General features: G+C 34.2%; 16 protein-coding genes. 2 read left to right on the top strand and 14 right to left on the bottom strand.

Annotation, left to right across the window (positions count from 1 at the left end; translation table 11 throughout):
- Positions 1-265: 265 nt before the first annotated feature.
- The 5 genes from R8749_RS01690 to gap all read right to left on the bottom strand — a co-directional run bounded on the left by R8749_RS01690 (position 266) and on the right by gap (position 5,249).
- Positions 266-670, bottom strand: coding sequence for a hypothetical protein (locus R8749_RS01690; protein ID WP_317697383.1), 405 nt, complete (start codon positions 668-670; stop codon positions 266-268).
- Between the two features lie 126 nt (positions 671-796).
- Positions 797-2,107 (bottom strand): phosphopyruvate hydratase, encoded by a 1,311-nt coding sequence (gene eno / locus R8749_RS01685; protein WP_317697381.1) that lies wholly within the window; start codon positions 2,105-2,107, stop codon positions 797-799.
- 65 nt (positions 2,108-2,172) lie between these two features.
- Entirely contained in the window at positions 2,173-2,928 is a 756-nt protein-coding gene (tpiA, locus tag R8749_RS01680; RefSeq protein ID WP_317697379.1) for a triose-phosphate isomerase, read from the bottom strand.
- A 9-nt stretch (positions 2,929-2,937) separates the two neighbouring features.
- Entirely contained in the window at positions 2,938-4,149 is a 1,212-nt protein-coding gene (locus R8749_RS01675; protein ID WP_317697376.1) for a phosphoglycerate kinase, read from the bottom strand.
- Positions 4,150-4,220: 71 nt separating this feature from the next.
- On the bottom strand, positions 4,221-5,249 hold the full coding sequence (gap, locus tag R8749_RS01670; RefSeq protein WP_317697373.1) for a type I glyceraldehyde-3-phosphate dehydrogenase: 1,029 nt from the start codon (positions 5,247-5,249) through the stop codon (positions 4,221-4,223).
- Between the two features lie 659 nt (positions 5,250-5,908).
- On the opposite strand from gap, the gene R8749_RS01665 reads away from it, so the two are divergent.
- Positions 5,909-6,310, top strand: a complete 402-nt coding sequence (locus R8749_RS01665; RefSeq protein WP_317697371.1) for a hypothetical protein — start codon at positions 5,909-5,911, stop codon at positions 6,308-6,310.
- A 58-nt stretch (positions 6,311-6,368) separates the two neighbouring features.
- Here R8749_RS01665 and R8749_RS01660 read toward each other — a convergent pair whose 3' ends face one another.
- From R8749_RS01660 to R8749_RS01645, 5 genes are all read right to left on the bottom strand, one after another.
- A complete protein-coding gene (locus tag R8749_RS01660; protein WP_317697369.1) occupies positions 6,369-10,853 on the bottom strand; it encodes a S8 family serine peptidase in 4,485 nt (1,494 codons plus the stop codon).
- A gap of 549 nt (positions 10,854-11,402) precedes the next feature.
- Complete coding sequence (locus R8749_RS01655) at positions 11,403-11,666, bottom strand: hypothetical protein (RefSeq protein WP_317697367.1); 264 nt, start codon at positions 11,664-11,666, stop codon at positions 11,403-11,405.
- A complete protein-coding gene (locus R8749_RS10895; protein WP_486684825.1) occupies positions 11,663-11,890 on the bottom strand; it encodes a MafI2 family immunity protein in 228 nt (75 codons plus the stop codon). Before R8749_RS10895 ends, R8749_RS01655 begins: the two co-directional genes overlap by 4 nt.
- 97 nt (positions 11,891-11,987) lie before the next feature.
- Positions 11,988-12,323, bottom strand: a complete 336-nt coding sequence (locus R8749_RS01650) for a hypothetical protein (protein ID WP_317697365.1) — start codon at positions 12,321-12,323, stop codon at positions 11,988-11,990.
- Positions 12,295-13,086: a hypothetical protein gene (locus tag R8749_RS01645; protein WP_317697362.1), complete on the bottom strand. Its 792-nt coding sequence runs from the start codon at positions 13,084-13,086 to the stop codon at positions 12,295-12,297. Before R8749_RS01645 ends, R8749_RS01650 begins: the two co-directional genes overlap by 29 nt.
- Before the next feature lie 76 nt (positions 13,087-13,162).
- On the opposite strand from R8749_RS01645, the gene yaaA reads away from it, so the two are divergent.
- Complete coding sequence (gene yaaA / locus R8749_RS01640) at positions 13,163-13,924, top strand: peroxide stress protein YaaA (protein WP_317697360.1); 762 nt, start codon at positions 13,163-13,165, stop codon at positions 13,922-13,924.
- Positions 13,925-14,153: 229 nt separating this feature from the next.
- Here yaaA and R8749_RS01635 read toward each other — a convergent pair whose 3' ends face one another.
- From R8749_RS01635 to R8749_RS01620, 4 genes are all read right to left on the bottom strand, one after another.
- Positions 14,154-15,107: a helix-turn-helix domain-containing protein gene (locus tag R8749_RS01635; protein ID WP_317697358.1), complete on the bottom strand. Its 954-nt coding sequence runs from the start codon at positions 15,105-15,107 to the stop codon at positions 14,154-14,156.
- A 155-nt stretch (positions 15,108-15,262) separates the two neighbouring features.
- Entirely contained in the window at positions 15,263-16,153 is an 891-nt protein-coding gene (locus R8749_RS01630) for a hypothetical protein (protein ID WP_317697356.1), read from the bottom strand.
- Positions 16,134-16,568, bottom strand: a complete 435-nt coding sequence (locus tag R8749_RS01625; RefSeq protein WP_317697354.1) for a Panacea domain-containing protein — start codon at positions 16,566-16,568, stop codon at positions 16,134-16,136. Before R8749_RS01625 ends, R8749_RS01630 begins: the two co-directional genes overlap by 20 nt.
- 263 nt (positions 16,569-16,831) lie before the next feature.
- Positions 16,832-17,182, bottom strand: coding sequence for an MmcQ/YjbR family DNA-binding protein (locus R8749_RS01620; protein ID WP_317697352.1), 351 nt, complete (start codon positions 17,180-17,182; stop codon positions 16,832-16,834).
- Between the last annotated feature and the right edge of the window lie 27 nt (positions 17,183-17,209).

Raw genomic sequence — 17,209 nt, 5'->3', positions numbered from 1 at the left:
TATTTATATATTTGTTGTACCAGTGAGTTTAAGGTATTTGACTTCCTAGGGAATATCCTTTAACTCATGCAAAAATTGAAGATTGTAATGGTTAAAACGAAATTTAAAGTTAAACGAGTTATCTTCTGCTTTCGTTAAAATCAATTCTTAATAAACACAAATACATGATATCAAAAATAATTTTTAGATGCAAACATTTAATTTCGAACAATTATTTTTTTACGTTATAAATAATGAGCACAAAAAATCCATAAAAAAAAGACAATCATGAAAGATTGCCAATTTCTTTAAGTTGTTTTATTCTGCGCCGCTGATCCAGATATATTATAATCAAAATAAATGTAAACAAGTTCGCATAGAGGAAAATAAATATTCCAAACTGGGGATTTAATTCGCTATTTGAAGTGTCTGTCTTGGTAACTGTCTCTTGAGAAACAGTCTTACCTTCTTCAGTAACCACAGAACTAGTCGTTATCGATTCTTTTCCGCCAAAAGCTGCAACGCCTAAACTTGAAGAGGCTGCGAATAAAAAGAATACTAAAGGTAAAATAAAACCCAAATATTTATTTTGTTTCCTTGAAAGATATATTTGACCACAGATTATCGCAGCCAAAATGATAAATCCAATCAAGCCCTTTATATCTCCGCTTCTTAATAAATATAGTTGCATATTTTCTCCTTTTTAAATAGTTAAAACTATTTATTATATCAGACAAAATATTTTTCGAAGTAGTATCTTTTCCACAAAAAAACCTAACCCCGAAATTCAGGATTAGGTCTCTAAAATAGTTTATTATTAAGCCTTTTTAATATTGTAGAATGATTTAACACCCTTATATTCAGCAGCGCCTTCTAATTGATCTTCAATTCTCATCAACTGGTTGTATTTAGCAATACGATCAGTACGGCTCATTGAACCTGTCTTAATCTGACCAGCATTAGTTGCTACTACAAGGTCTGCAATTGTTGTATCTTCAGTTTCGCCTGAACGGTGAGAAACAACTGCACTATATCCAGCTTCTTTAGCCATTTCAATCGCTTCAAAAGTTTCTGTCAAAGTACCGATTTGGTTAACTTTGATTAAGATTGAGTTAGCAACGCCCATTTCAATTCCCTTCTTCAAGTAAGAAGTGTTAGTAACGAAAAGATCATCACCAACCAATTGAACTTTCTTGCCAAGACGAGCTGTTAACATCTTCCAGTCATCCCATTCGTTTTCATCCAAAGGATCTTCGATTGAGATAATTGGATATTTGTCAACTAAACCTTCAAGTAAAGTTGTGAATTCTTCAGCAGAATATGAACGGCCGTCAGCCTTTGTTTCATATTTGTGAGTTTCAGTATTGTAGAATTCTGAAGAAGCACAGTCAAATGCTAAAGCGATATCTCCTGGGTTACCAGCAGTACTTGGGTTGTAACCTGCAGTCTTAATAGCTTCAACTAAAACATCAAATGGTTCTTCGTTGTTCTTAAGATCTGGTGCAAATCCACCTTCATCACCAACAGCAGTAGAATCGCCACGGCCTTTTAAGATCTTTTGAAGTGCATGGAAAGTTTCAGCACCCATTCTGACAGCTTCACGAATTGATTTTGCACCAATTGGCATAATCATAAATTCTTGGAAGTCAACGTTGTTAGAAGCATGTTTTCCACCATTAATAACGTTCATCATTGGAGTTGGTAAAACATGTCCGTTAGGTCCGCCTAAATATTCATACAATGGTTGGCCTAATTCATCTGCAGCAGCACGAGAAGCAGCAAGTGAAACACCAAGAATCGCATTAGCACCTAATTTACCTTTGTTAGGAGTACCGTCAAGATCGATCATAGCTTGATCGATTGCACGTTGATCAGTAACTTCCATTCCAACAATGGCATCTGTAATTTTTGTATTTACATTATTAACTGCTGTTAAAACGCCTTGGCCGCCAAAACGACTAGCGTCACCGTCTCTTAACTCAACAGCTTCGTGTTCACCAGTTGAAGCACCTGATGGAACATCAGCACGACCGAAGCCACCAGCTTCAGTATAAACTTCAACTTCAACAGTAGGATTTCCACGTGAATCAAGAATTTCACGAGCAAGTATATCTGAAATAATAGACATTAATTATATCTCCTTTATTTATCTGACACTTTTATTTTAACTAAATTAGAATTAAAAATATATAGTTAGTCGTTATAATTAGCTAATTGCAAGAAGCTTTCAGGTTCAAGCGAAGCACCGCCGACAAGACCACCGTCAATATTCTTCTTACCCATTAACTCTTTAATGTTCTCAGGTTTAACTGAGCCGCCATAAAGAACGCGCATTTTTTCAGCAACGCCTTCACTATAAAGTTTTTCAACCACTTTACGGATATGAGCACATACTTCTTCAGCTTGTTCTGAAGTAGCAGTTTTGCCAGTTCCGATTGCCCAAATTGGTTCATAAGCGATTACTAAGCGAGACACTTGATCTTCTGTTAAACCTTTAATCCCAGCTTTAACCTGATCTTCGACCCATTTGTTAGTTTCGCCTTTTTCACGAATATCAAGGCTTTCACCAACACAAAGAATTGGAGTCATCCGGTTTTTAAAAATTTGATGGGCTTTCTTGTTAACATCTTCATCAGTTTCGTGGAAATATTCACGCCTTTCAGAATGCCCAATAATTACATAAGGAATGTGCATTTCTGAAAGTACTTTTGGACTATTTTCACCTGTAAAAGCACCAGCATCTTCAAAGTAGCAGTTTTCTGCTGCTGGCTTTAATTGCGTATCTGATGAAGATTCGACCAAAGCTTCAAGATCTACTGCTGGAGCACCAATAACAGTTTCAACTTTACTTGATTGGGGAAGTTTTGATTTAACAGCTGAAACAAACTCACGAGTTTGTTCAGGGTTTTTGTTCATTTTCCAGTTACCAGCGATTAATGGTATTCTCATGTTTTCCTCCTACTTGTCTGAAATTGCAGCAATTCCTGGTAAAGTTTTACCTTCCAGGTATTCCAATGATGCGCCACCACCAGTAGAAATATGAGTGATTTTATCAGCAATTCCTAATTGGAAAGCAGCGGCCGTTGAATCGCCGCCACCAACAATTGTTGTTGCACCTTGAAGGTCACCAAGCGCACGGCCGATTTCTAAAGTACCTTCTGCAAAGTGACTCATTTCAAACGCACCCATTGGTCCGTTCCAAACGACAGTCTTTGCACCTTGTAATTTAGAAACAAATAATTTAATCGATTTAGGTCCAATATCAAGACCCATCTGATCATCTGGAATATCATCTTCAACAACACTTGTTGGAGCGTCATTTGAAAATTCAGGTGCTACCACGTGATCAACTGGTAAGACAATTTTGTCACCAGCTTTAGCTAATAATTCTTTAGCAAGTTCAACTTTGTCAGCTTCAAACAATGATTTACCAATTTTTTTGCCTTGAGCTGCAAGGAATGTATAAGCCATTCCACCACCGATTAAAATATAATCAGATTTTGGAATCAAATTAGTAATGACATCGATCTTGTCAGATACTTTAGCACCACCAAGAATTGTCACAAACGGATGAACTGGATTATCAACTGCATCACCTAAGAACTTGATTTCTTTTTCCATTAAGAAACCAGCAGCTACCGGTTTGCCGTCTTTCTTCATTGCCTCAGCAATTCCAACGTTAGAAGCATGGGCACGATGAGCTGTACCAAATGCATCATTAACAAAAACATCGCCTAAACTTGCCCAATATTCGCCAAGCTTTGGATCATTTTTACTTTCGCGTTTGCCGAAATCATTGTCAATATCTTGGAAACGAGTATTTTCCATTAAAAGAACGTCACCGTCTTTTAATTCATTAACTGCATCTTCAAGTTCTTTACCCTCATTAACAGGTACGAATTTTACGGGTTTTTCCAATAATTCACTGAGGCGTTTAGCAACTGGTGCAAGTGTTAATTCTTTTTTGTCATCATCAGACTTGATTCTCCCTAAATGAGACAAAAGAATTAATTTGCCACCCTGTTCCATTACATATTTGATTGTAGGAAGTGCAGCAACGATTCTGTTATCGTTACCAATAACGCCACCTTTGATAGGTACGTTAAAATCAACACGCATTAAAACTTTTTTATCTTTTAAATTAACATCTTTAACAGTTAATTTTGCCATATTTTATAATCTCCTTATCAATAAAAAAAGACGAATAGCCAAATAAACTACCCGTCTTAATCCACACTCTATTAAAGAGTAGCAAATTTGAGAAGTGTACGAACCATCTGGCAAGTAAAGCCGTATTCATTGTCATACCATGAAACAGTCTTAACTAATTGTGAGCCATCTGGAGCAGTAGTAACTTCTGTCTGAGTTGGATCAAACAATGAACCGTGAGTATCACCAATTACATCAGAAGAAACAATTTCATCAGCATTCCAGCCAAATGAATCGTTCTTGTCATTTGCATACTTATGAATTGCTTCGTTAACTTGATCTGCAGTAACGTTACCCTTGTCCAAAATTGAAACAAGTTCAGTTAATGAACCATCAATAACTGGAACACGTTGTGCATGGCCTTGTAATTTACCATCAACTGCAGGAACAACTAAACCAATAGCTTTAGCAGCACCAGTTGAATGAGGAATTGTACTGTTTGAAGCAGTACGAGCAGCACGTTTGTTACCGCCGCGAACTGGTCCGTCAAGGATCATCTGAGTTGAAGTGAATGCATGAACTGTAGTCATAGTACCAACTTTGATACCATATTCTTTGTTAAGTGCATCAACCATTGGAGCTAAACAGTTTGTAGTACATGAACCAGCTGAAACGATTCTGTCGTCATGAGTCAAAGTATCATCATTTACACTATAAACTATAGTCTTGATCTTGCCAGCAGGAGCTGAGATCAATACTCTCTTAGCACCAGCATCTAAATGAGCTTTTGCTTTTTCCTCTGAAGTGTAGAATCCTGTACATTCAAGAACAAAGTCTACGCCATCATTTTTTACCCATGGGATTTTGCTTGCATCAGGTTCAGCATATACATGATATGTTTTGCCGTTTACAACAATACTATCATCTGTTGCACTGACGTCAGCCTTCAAAGTTCCATGAGTTGAATCATATTTCAACAAATGAGCCAAAAGTGCAGGAGAAGTAAGGTCGTTAATTGCAACTACTTCAATATCTGTACTCTTGTCACCTAATTCTAAAATGCGACGAAAAGCTAAACGACCAATACGTCCGAATCCATTAATACCAATTTTTACTGTCATACTTTAACAGTTCCTCCTTAGGAATTTATCTAAATATAGGTTTTTAATAACCCTTACTTATTAACCAAAAAGTTATTAAACCAACGCTTCAGTGATAAGGATTTTTACCCCTATCAACCATGAAAAATAATACCACTAATCACCAATATTTGCTAGAAACTTAAGGGCAAATTTAAAAAAATATTATCTATCTATAACTACAAATTTTTAGTAAAACGCTATCACATTTGATTTAACATGATAGGTTTAATTCCTTGGATTATCCAATTTTCAACATTAATATTTTTCGTTAAACATATTCTGTTATGGTTTTAAATTCTCCATTTATTTTCAGAAGTATTTGACAAGCACTTCACAGATAAGATAGGATCATTCTAAGCACTTTCTAAATTTAATATATTCGTCTTTTACAAAAATATTATTAATCTAATATTCTTATATGTATGTTTAAGGAAAGATTAAAAATTCAACTTTGGTTGATTATTTCTCCAAAAGTTATCGTTTAGTCGTTAACCATTTCACGAGAATCTCAGATGTTAGTAAGTCGGCAACAAATTTGGTTGCTTCTAAAACTTAGAAATCAACAGTTAATGCCTGATTAGTATCTTCTTACCTTAAAACGAGTACTTGGCACGATAATCATGAGGAAATTATTTATTATGAAAAAAAATAAAATCTTTTCTGTTTTGAAAATAATTGTATCTTTTTTAGCAGGTATTGTATTTGCTTTTATGTTGATGAAATCTTTTCAGATAGATTCAGGTATAGTTGGAACTTTTGCTGATAATGGTGTAGAAGACCAGGTTGTTATTTCTTTTAATCAGTCAGGTAAATATACAATTTATCATGGTGGGAAAAAATTTGATAAGGGATCGTATGATAATTCTGACAAAAACTTTTTTGTTTTATATTCTGATTCTTATAAAAAAGGAGATAAAAACGGGGACAAAAGCGGAGGACTTTTTTTAATAAATAAAGTCGGTCACTTATTCTTACCTGCTTTATCAAGCAATACCATTACCTTAAAAAAAGATAGCGACGTCCCCACTTATTTTAAATAGCGAACACAATTTTTGAGCAAAACAAAGAGGCTGCCAACACAGCCTCTTTTTGTATGCTCTATATTCCTTGATAATTTACGTACAGATTTCTTGTAACTACGTTATCATTACCATCCTTAACTTTAACCTGAAATTTATTTAGCCCAGGAATTAAATTCAGGGAAGTTGAAAAGTTAATCGGTACATTGTTCGGCTGATGATTCATCGAGATGTATCCAGGCGTTGAATCCACTATATTATCATTAACAAAAACTTCAAGACCAGCAAAATTATCTTCTGCCGTCCCTGCTAAAATAAACGGTTTCTTCATTGTAGTAAGATGGTAATCACCCTTACTATCTTGCTTCCAACCATCTGAATTGTTTAATGATAACGTGGGCTTAATTGTATCAGACATAAAACGAATTGAATTATCAGCTAACATTTTACCATTTTGATCTTTAATGACAACCGAAAAGACTTTATAGCCATTTGCAGGTACTTTAATTGTTTTGCTGAATTTTAATGTCTTAGAATCATAATTAACATCTTCACCACCGATTTTAAATGTTCCAACCGGTCTCTTCAATTTACCCGTTAGTTTAAATTCCCCAGTTGTTGGATTAAAATCTTCACTTTCTGTATTAATAAATTTAGGAAAACCTTCAATCGAATCAGCTACACCCTCATCATCAAAATCAATAACTTGTTCAGAATCCTTACCATTAGTTGTATTTATTGTTATATATTTCGGATTCGACGTGTTTCCTTCAATATCAATTGCAGTAACCTTAATCTTGTTACTACCATAGGATAGGCCGACTTGACTTGTATATTCTCTATTTTGGTTATCTTTACTAGGTCCCATTATGGTTGCACCAAACCCTGATCCTTCATTTTCGACTAATACTACTTCGACTTTAGAATGAACCATGCCACTAATTTCATACACTTTTTTATCAGTGTTTATGGTCTTTCCTTCATTGTTTAAAGTGAAAAATCCAAATTTCATCGCCATATCAGCTTTAATAGTTCGAAGAAGTTTTTTCCCAGCCCGATCAGCGGAAAATTTAAATACTCCATTAGTTGGGATTGGTACTTTTAATGAAAAAATTCCTTTTTTATCGATTTTAGCTAAGCGACCATTGATATAAACATTAGTAGAGTATGACCCTTTAACTTGGAATGTTTTATTTTTAGCATTTACATCTGAAGTTTTTGGAGAAATTCTTTTACCGTTGTATAAATTATAAACAACCAGTCCTTTAGCTGATTTCCCTGGCGCCTGAGTCAAAGTCTTGTTATAACCATAGTTAGCTGCATTATCAAGGACACCAGTTTCAATTTGATTCTTCCCACCAGTAAGACTTGCTGCCTGTTTTTTGTTTAGTTTAAATACAAAATTTTTACTATAATTTGCATATTTTAATGCACTTCTTGAAGTTGAATCTATTTCTTCAGTTTCTTTTCCATCTTCTAAATTATAATTTTGAGGTACTCCGTTAATAGTTACATTAAAGACGCCCTTGTTTTGAATACCACTATTATTGTCATAAAGTTTTGCATTAAGATACAAGCCATCTTTTCTCTTAATTAATTTCACATCGGATATTTTAGGTTTAACTGTATCAACTCTAATTGTCAGATCTTGAGACTGAGTTTTGGCATTTACTCCGTGAGGTGTCACATTCAAACGATACTTGTAAACCCCGTCAACTATCGGTTCGTTCTTCCCGCTTTTAGCATTCCAACGTGTTCCATCCCAACCATAGATTTCGCCGCCAGTTATTAAAAATCCAATCCCTACATTAACCGATTTTGTAGCATTATTCTCTTTTTTGATTGTTTTAATCACTGAACCTTGGGAATTTATAATTTGAGCTGAAATATTTTTAGCATTTCGGTATAAATAAAAGTCTGGTTTTGCGATATCCTGATGCCCATCATTATTAGGCGAAATTGCAACTGTATCTGGATTAATATGACTCAACAATTTATCAGGATCATTAGTGAAATCACCAGCTGAGTTTTGATTAAACCGATCTGATCCACCTAAATCTGAACCTAATACATTCTCTAATTCATCTCTAAAGATTCCGCCGCCAAAAACTGAATCTTTTTCCCATGCGGGGTTATCGATAACTTTATCTTGCCCCCATTTACCATGGAATCCCATATAAGGAACCACTAATTTTGGAGCTGTTTCACTATCAAAACCAATGTATCCCTCAACAAATTTCTGCTGGGCAAAACTCATTGGCAGACTTAAATGAATGGTGATTTCTTTTTTACCTTTAGCAGGAACCGTAATAGAATTAGAATCTGTAGTTAGTGAAGCACCTTCAATTCTTTTTTCGGATGCCTTCTTTTTTAATTCATCGTTATTAGTCCAAGGGCCACCGTGATCATTAAAAGTATATTTTATATCTTTATCACTTCGGTTATTTAAGGTCACTGTCATATCAACATTTTGACCAATTTCTTTTAGCGCAAAAGATCCTTCCCCATCCGGCGTTGTTGCTGTTACTCGATTATCAACTGCTTGATCAAGCTGAATAGACCCAGATCCTTGTTGTCTCGGAGATACAATATTTCCTTCATGATCAACGTCCATCATGGGCTTTGCCGTATTCATTAAACTAATTTTTGCAAATTTAGTTAATTGATCCTTGCTAAGCTGAACTCCTTCTTGCTTAAGACTTTCAACCAAAACTGCTGTTGCTCCAGCAATAAATGGTGAAGCCATCGAAGTTCCGCTTAAACTTTGATATTTATTATCATTTGCAGTTGACCAAATTTTCCCACCTGGTGCTGTAATATCTGGTTTAAAAGAAAGATCTGTTGTCGGACCATAAGATGTAAACGACGACATCCGGCCACTATCTTTATTAGGCTGTTCTACTTTATCAGTTGTAACGGTGTAAATTGTGTTTGGAGCTGCTTTAATTCCAGAAACTAATTCTTTACCATCTGCGTTACTAAGTCCGAGGGTTGGAAAATCTTCATTCCAAGGGTATCTAGATGGTTCATTATCAGGATCGTCATCAATAATTACAACTCCTACTGCACCTGCTGCTTTGGCATTTTCCTGAATGTCTTCAAAAAAAACTTCGCCCAAGGTTACAACTGCAATTTTTCCCTTAGCAGAATCGTCAAAATCTTTTGAATAACCCATACCCGGCATATTATCTTTACCATTTTTTGCGAGATAAAATCCATGTCCCGTTGTTTCGGAAAAATCTTTATTAGTAGAAACCTGCCCTTTTAAATCACGGCCCAAAAGAAGATTCCCCTGAGGATCATTAAATCGTACAACATTAGTAACTTGATTTTGATTTTCGCTGGATGCAACAGTAATAGCTTCTGAAGTTACACCAGGTGATCCTAGAGTACTGTTATCATTATTATTATAAAATGGAGTATCGTCAGACTTAAGAGAATTAGACATTCCAGAGTTCCCCGCAGCAATAACCGGAATAACGCCTTGTTTAGCTGCATTAGAAACAGCAGCTTGCATCGGATCTCGGTCATCAGAATCACTGCTAATCATTCCTAAAGATAGATTAATTACGTCTGCTCCTAATTTAACGGAATCTTCAATTGCACTAATAATATCATCATCAAGTGCACCACCAGAGCCGTTTCCAAATACTTTCATATCAAGTAGTTGGGCTTCAGGAGCAACTCCTTGTACTGAATTTTTGAAATCTCCTTCTTTACCGTTAGCTGCAGCAATTCCTGCCACATGCATGCCATGCATTATTGTTCCAGTATCCCAAACTGTATCGCTGTTAGCATCAGCATAGTTATAGGCAAACGGAACTTTATCACTAAGTGCTTTCCCATAACCAAGCGTTTGAGCAAAACTATTTCCCTGAGCTTGAGAAATTTTGGCTGTGGTAGGATCGCTTAATTTTAAATCCTGATGTTTAGCATCAATCCCCGAATCAATAATAGAAATTACAGTGCCTTCTCCTTTTAACTTTTTCTCAGACCAAACTTTTTGAACGTTCGCTAATTGATTAGCTGATGTATCCAGCGGTTGATAGGTCTTAGAAATAGTTACACTCTTGACGCCAGAAATAGCCTTTATTCTCTGAATTTGACTTGGTTTTGCTGAAATTGAAAAACCATTGATTAAATAGCCATAATTACGACGCGCTTTAGTTCCAGTAATTGATTCAACTTGCCTTTTAATGGAATCATGGTTATTAATAACTTGATCTGTTGCCTGATCAATCTTTTGAATTGACTTTTTGCTGCCATCTGGATCAATATTTTTTGTTACTGCTGGTTTAGATGACACCTCAACAATAACTCTAACAGCTTTATCTCCAAGCTGTTTTGAACCATTTTGTTGATACTTTAAATGATTTTTAGTTGTTTTTTTAGATGTAGTTTGCTGATCAGGTTCGTTTCTTAATTGTTTCTCGATTAATTTACTATTATCTTGTTGATAGTTTCCCTTGGATTCAGCAAAAACACTTTGAATTTGATTTAATGGTGATATAAGTAATAAAAGTGAGCTTAAAACCTTAGTGATTTTTCCCGCTTTATTTTTCATTTATTCCCTCTTTCATAATATGGTATTCAAATTATACGGGAGTTTAACACGTTTAACAATTTTTTATTTAATATCAATAAATGTAATTTATTTCTTGAAATCTACAGAATAAAAAAAGATTAGTTATTAAACTAATCCCTCGATATTATGACCTTAAATTTTGGCAATAAGCGATAAAATTCAGATTTTCAAGTTGATAGAAACTAATAGCCCACTTGTCAACATGATCTCTAAATATTACATCTGAGCATTCAACTTGATGATAAAGATTTTTGGTAAACATGAAAGCGTTTTAAATCTTTTAACCGCTTCTCTTCCAGATACATCCCTGGTCTTTTCTTGATTTCTTCAAAAAGTTCAAAGGCATTCATTCGGTTACCTCTAAATACGGCGATCGTTCTTTGGTGATAAATAACTGATCACTGACTGATTTTAGACATTGATCTAAAGGTCGATCAGAGACTACATACAGATAATAGTCATAACCAAAATTAAAGGAAACGGAAGAACCTTCTAATTTACACCAGATTTTTTCTCGCAAAATGAGCTTTAAGAGTTTTGTAGTTCATCTATTTGATTAATTACTTGTCCTTCACGATAGTCTGAAATATGATTAAAATTCTCTAGCTTTCTAATTGTAAACTCTTTATCAGATGAACAAATTGCGACTTGTTCGATGACATCTAGGTAGTTGTTTTCCATTTGCTGATAAACACTTTTAGACACTGTTGAAACTATATTGCTATAGCTTGTCCAGTCTTTAACAGCCTTATATTGAGGATTATATTTAGATACTTTATATGAATTTATCAATTATTTTCTCCCTCGTATCGCACAAAAATCCAGCCCTTATATGCTCGCAAGCTCCCAATTGATTCACTTGTTTTAATCAAATTAATTTCTTGTTTAACAAACTCGGGAAAAGAAGCCATGATTTCTGTTACTGCAATATTGACAAGTTCATAATCATTATCGTTCGGCTCTTGATCTAAATAGACATAAATAGCAACGGAATCTTTAGAATGATCGTAAGCAATCGCTCAAAAATATTTTTTGATTGCTCCCAAAAAGGCTGTAACAATCGTCAATTTTAATTTGCTTTCATCATATCTTCAATTCTGATTCCCCAATTCTCTATAGATTCATTGATCTGTTGATGTCCTCAATGCTCATTCCAAAAACATCTATCGTATTGTTGTTCAAGCTCAGACCATAGTCGGTGTTAATTTTTCTTAACCAAACATAAAAATTAATAAAGTTTTTTTCATTTTCTTTCGTTACATCCATAAAACCTGAATCTGCATGTGAAAGTTCAAGAGAGTCTACAATAAAACGAAAAATATCTTTATTTACAATTAAATCCTCAGTTTCCACCTTCATCAAATCATTAATGATTCGGATTTCTTCAGAGATATTCATTATCGTAGGAAGAGATATAATTTCACTCTTTATGGTTTCTAAATTTTTCATTCAATTCTATCCCAGTAAAAACCATGTTATCTTCCTCAGTTACTGAGATAACATATGAAAGCAATTCATCTAAAACATAAACATTCATGTAGGGCAAGTTTTCCAGGATCTCGATTACTTCTCCCCAATTATTTAAAACTAGACAACTTTTACTTTCTTCTGCGAACATATAAAACTTTCCTTTTTGTGGATTGTTTCTGAGCACCTGCAGACAGTAAGAATTTTCATAATAAACATTTGTCGGTTCTTTAAAGTTCAAAAATATTCTGTCATCAGATTTATTTAAAGAAAAATCTACAAATTTATCAATCATTTTTTGCCTGATTTCATCAGACGCAATTACTTGAACATTCTTTAATCCAGCGTCCTGAATTGCTTCTAACAAATACAATTCATCATATTTATCGTATCGTTTCATTATTTCAAAAATCCCCAAATGAATCACCATGTACCTTGCAGGTTGAAATTCTCCATTAGCACTAACGATTAAAAAATCATGTTGATTGCTGCATTTGGCAAAATTATAAACAAATCCTAGTCCGTTATAAGAATTATTCCCTGAATCTAAACCAGAAATCAAACTTATTACTTCGCATTTACCGTCTTCATCAAGTTTACAAAATGATTTAGATTCAATAACTTTTGATTCAATCTTATTTGAACAAAAGGGGCAGGAATATTCATGTCCATAATTTAGATACTCTGGCTCCAGCCCATCAAACAAAGTTTTCTTGGTCTTGCGTAGATTTACTGATTTTATCATATATTTTCCTTTATCATTTAATATTCAGGCGGTAAAGGGTAAAATTAAATCCATAAATACATTCTAGGACAACATTATGATTATACTGATCTCACCTGCAAAAAAATTAGATTTTAAATCTCCATTATTAACTCAGAAATTCACTCAGCCACAGTATCTTTCTGATGCAAAAGTCCTGATTAAATATTGCCAAAAACTAACTCCCGCCGATTTACAAAGTTTAATGTCAATCAGCCCAAAACTCGCTGAACTGAATTATGAACGATTCCAAAATTGGCAAAACGATCCCACTCTAGAGAACGCGCGCCAGGCAATTCAAGCCTTTAAAGGAGACGTCTATGAAGGCCTGCAAGTGGAGGACTTCTCAGACTCTGATTTCAAATTTGCGCAAACTCATTTACGAATCCTATCTGGCTTGTACGGCATCTTGAGACCACTTGACTTAATCCAGCCATATCGCTTAGAAATGGGGATCAAATTACCAAATGGGAAAAATAGTAATTTATATCAATTTTGGGGCGACCGACTGACCCACAACCTCAACGATGAAGAGGATCCAACCGTAATCAATCTTGCTTCAAACGAATATTTTAAAGCCATTCAACCTCAAAAGTTAAATGCAAAACTGATTCAGCCGATTTTTTTGGACGAGAAAAACGGCAAATATAAAATCATCAGCTTTTATGCAAAAAAAGCCCGCGGACTAATGAGTCGATTTATCATCAAAAACCAGCTCCAACAGGTCGAAGACTTAAAAAACTTTGATCTTGCTGGATATCATTTTGATAAAAGCCGCTCAACTGAATCCGTCTGGGCTTTTGTGCGACCAGAACGTTGACCACGGCGTATTCAAGCCAATTCCTCTCAATCTAAATTTTCATTTCGATTTCCCACTAGATAAAAAACTTCTGATTAAATCACAACATAAATTCATGAGGAAAAAGAATCTAGCTCTTCCCTTGAAACCTTCAATAATTTGTCAAAACAATTAACTTTTTTCACTAATTTCTTCTAATTTAAAAGTATTAATTTATTATTTCTTACATAATTTGCTAATTAGAACGGAATTATGTTTGGTGCAACGTGAAGTCAGATTCATCCAATTTAAAATCACCATCTATTTCTAGCTTTTTCATAATATGTTCTAATGCCTTGTTAGCAGCTCTAACTCCAACTAACAGTTCATTCATATATATATCTGGATGTAGTTGAGTAGAATTAAAGCCAAGACTTTCCGCTTCAGCTTCATCACAAAGCAATTCATTAGAATGATTAATTAAATTAAGAAGTTCTGCTCTTAATGGCTTACCCGCTCTGAACGCCTTTTCCTTTACAATGTTTAACCACTCTTCAAAATCTTTATTGATGTCCATTCTGAACTTTCTAATTTTTGGTGCAAACTTTTCATCAACGTCAACTTTACTGGCTGCAAGCGACAATAAGCATGGTTCAATATTTTCTGCCGCAGTCATATATAAATCTAATTCTTCGTCTTCGAATAGCTCTTCTATATAAGCTGCATAAAATCCGTAAACATAAGTACATGAATCATAAATAGCACAAATTAATCTAGTAAAAGGATTTTCGTAAATTTTTTGATAATCATTATCATCGGCTTCATCGTAATCAAACTCTAACTCTTTAGGGAAAGTTTTGGGAATCTCAACACCCATATTCTTTAAAATTCTAAAAGTATCTTCGCTCAAATCTCCGTATTCATCTTGTAACGTAATGGTATTAAAATCTGACTCACTTTCATCCTGAGCATCGTTTGCAAGATTGTGGATTAGTTCATCCCATTTATCTGCATCTTCAACTGAACCTGTAAAAAGTACAAGCCGCGGACTTCTATCACCAATGTTTGTAATTTCTCGAAATTTGTCTTCCATCTCGTCAGACATTCTTTCGCCTTTTTTCCATTTGGTAATTTGGGTAGGCGACACTTCCAGATGCTCCGCTAATTCTTTTTGACTACATGACAACTCTTTTAAAGCTAATTCTACAAATTCTTTACTATACATTATTAATTCTCCTTTAAAATTTAGTAAAATTGTATCGTAATTTACTAAATTAAACAAGCGGTTTGTCTAATTAGTCCAGATTTCCTTTTATAACCAATGATTAAAATCAAAAAAAGCGCCGATATTTTCATATCAACACTTATTGATCTAGACAATCATTTACCCGCAAACGATAAAAGAACTCCAATTAATAACACTATTAACAAACATACAATCGACCCAACAAAGTCCGGATTCTTTTGGCAAAAGTTCTTTTTCTCTTCTTCCTTATTCTGATTAACACCTGTCAGTGTTCCCGTAAGCAATCTTAAAGCCGAATTCGCTATCATATTATAAATAGGTAAATTTGTTTTACTCTTATCTTCTCCAGAAAGAGCTTTAATTAACTTCAGCAAAAGACGAAAAAATACAAAAATGGCACAAATCATTACTATTCCAATCGAAGAAATAGAAACCAAAACATGCGATAAGGTCGGAGATTTAGTGGCAGCAATATCAACAGTAGATTTAAAACCGCCAAAAAGCGAAAAAATTAATGACGAGAAAAGTCCGATTATTGCAATAAAACTTGTATAAATTTTGACCTGAGAACTCTCTAATTTAGACTCATAACTAGCAGATCTTTTTTCAAGCTCATCGGATTTATTTTCAATTTTACCGAGTTGTTTGGTTTGACTTAAAATTTCTGCTTCCAAGTTTTGAGTTTGTTTAACCTGAATCCCAGCTAATTCGATATGATCCAACATTTTATTTATACCATATGGCATGCTATCTGAATACTTACTCCGACAGGATTCTTTTAAAACATCTATAAAATAATGAATCTCCTCGCCCTTATTGAGAACAAAGCCACTAATTGGAGAGTACCGAATTGGATTATCTTGACTATTGCAATCTTTATAAAAGTCACATAAATCTAAGAATTCTTGTTCATTTTCTAAATTTGATTGATCGGCGGTACTTAACTCATAGAGACGCTGTAATAATCCCATAACATAACCGTCACTGATGTTTTGATCCCCTTGATTAGCTAGCAGCGATGTCATTTAACTTGTACCTGAATGTTTCTGTATGGTTTAAAATTTTTTCTCGGTTTTCTCTCCACAGTGGCTGTTGATGGCTTATTTTTACTAGGTCGAATACTTTCTTCCATAAATATTTAACAATAGATTCATCAAAACATTCCAATTCAGGATCATTTATTCCCTTGTTTGGTATTGGCATGCTTGAATAACCGCTATATTTTCGGTAAATACTAGGAACAACTGGACCATAATCCCAAGTTTCAAATCGATCATCATATAAATTATTAATAAAACTATCATTCTCGAAATCTGGATGTTCTTTTAGATAGTCTCTAATGCAGAAATACATTACTTTTTGTAACTGCAGGTTAGTGACACCTAAATTGTGATCTTTAGCAACTGCGAAAATGTGTTCAGCTAATTCATTCATACCCATGTTGCTCCTCCTTTGATTAAATACTTATGAACTCTATCTATATACTATCATTTGGAAAAAGATAAAGAAAGAATCTTATCTGATAATAATAATTTTCTTTAAAAATCATTTTTTTTCAAATTAAAACAACATATATTTATTTAAACGTGCAGCCATAGCAATTCAGGTTCTCCATTATCATCAATAACAATAAACGTGTTAGGAAGATCTTTTAAACTCCCATGTATCGCCTATTGTAAAGAACAACCCATTTTCCATTAATCTTACTTAGTTAACTTGTAACTTTTATCAACTAGCTTAAATATTTGGTCATCATCAACCTTACCAATTCTAATTGATATCCAATTTGTCTTATTCATATGGTAGGCTGGCATAAAACCATCTAAATTTTGAATGATTTCTACAGTTTCTGGATCAAGTTTAATATCCAAAACATCTTCGCTGCCAGTTTGAGATATTCCTAAGCTAGATCTCTTTACGTTCATAACAATGCCAAACCACTTTCGATTACGATTATGTCTAAATACACAATAGCTTGGATGCTTTTCCCATAAGGTTTCCGGTAAAACGCCATACTTTTGTTCGATAAATTTAAAGAGTTTTTCGCGTTTCATTTTCTGATTTCCTATATTGACATTCCT

The organism is Xylocopilactobacillus apis (assembly GCF_033095965.1).
In the GTDB taxonomy this organism is placed as follows: Bacteria; Bacillota; Bacilli; order Lactobacillales; family Lactobacillaceae; genus Xylocopilactobacillus; species Xylocopilactobacillus apis.
The sequence above is the reverse complement of the archived record's forward strand: the minus strand, read 5'-3'. Positions and strand labels throughout refer to the sequence as shown.

Bases quoted from the DNA above. Each gene is read 5' to 3' on its own strand.
- R8749_RS01690 (WP_317697383.1), bottom strand. From the start codon at position 670: ATGCAACTATATTTATTAAGAAGCGGAGATATAAAGGGCTTGATTGGA.
- eno (WP_317697381.1), bottom strand. From the start codon at position 2,107: ATGTCTATTATTTCAGATATACTTGCTCGTGAAATTCTTGATTCACGT.
- tpiA (WP_317697379.1), bottom strand. From the start codon at position 2,928: ATGAGAATACCATTAATCGCTGGTAACTGGAAAATGAACAAAAACCCT.
- R8749_RS01675 (WP_317697376.1), bottom strand. From the start codon at position 4,149: ATGGCAAAATTAACTGTTAAAGATGTTAATTTAAAAGATAAAAAAGTT.
- gap (WP_317697373.1), bottom strand. From the start codon at position 5,249: ATGACAGTAAAAATTGGTATTAATGGATTCGGACGTATTGGTCGTTTA.
- R8749_RS01665 (WP_317697371.1), top strand. From the start codon at position 5,909: ATGAAAAAAAATAAAATCTTTTCTGTTTTGAAAATAATTGTATCTTTT.
- R8749_RS01660 (WP_317697369.1), bottom strand. From the start codon at position 10,853: ATGAAAAATAAAGCGGGAAAAATCACTAAGGTTTTAAGCTCACTTTTA.
- R8749_RS01650 (WP_317697365.1), bottom strand. From the start codon at position 12,323: ATGAAAAATTTAGAAACCATAAAGAGTGAAATTATATCTCTTCCTACG.
- R8749_RS01645 (WP_317697362.1), bottom strand. From the start codon at position 13,086: ATGATAAAATCAGTAAATCTACGCAAGACCAAGAAAACTTTGTTTGAT.
- yaaA (WP_317697360.1), top strand. From the start codon at position 13,163: ATGATTATACTGATCTCACCTGCAAAAAAATTAGATTTTAAATCTCCA.
- R8749_RS01635 (WP_317697358.1), bottom strand. From the start codon at position 15,107: ATGTATAGTAAAGAATTTGTAGAATTAGCTTTAAAAGAGTTGTCATGT.
- R8749_RS01630 (WP_317697356.1), bottom strand. From the start codon at position 16,153: ATGACATCGCTGCTAGCTAATCAAGGGGATCAAAACATCAGTGACGGT.
- R8749_RS01625 (WP_317697354.1), bottom strand. From the start codon at position 16,568: ATGGGTATGAATGAATTAGCTGAACACATTTTCGCAGTTGCTAAAGAT.
- R8749_RS01620 (WP_317697352.1), bottom strand. From the start codon at position 17,182: ATGAAACGCGAAAAACTCTTTAAATTTATCGAACAAAAGTATGGCGTT.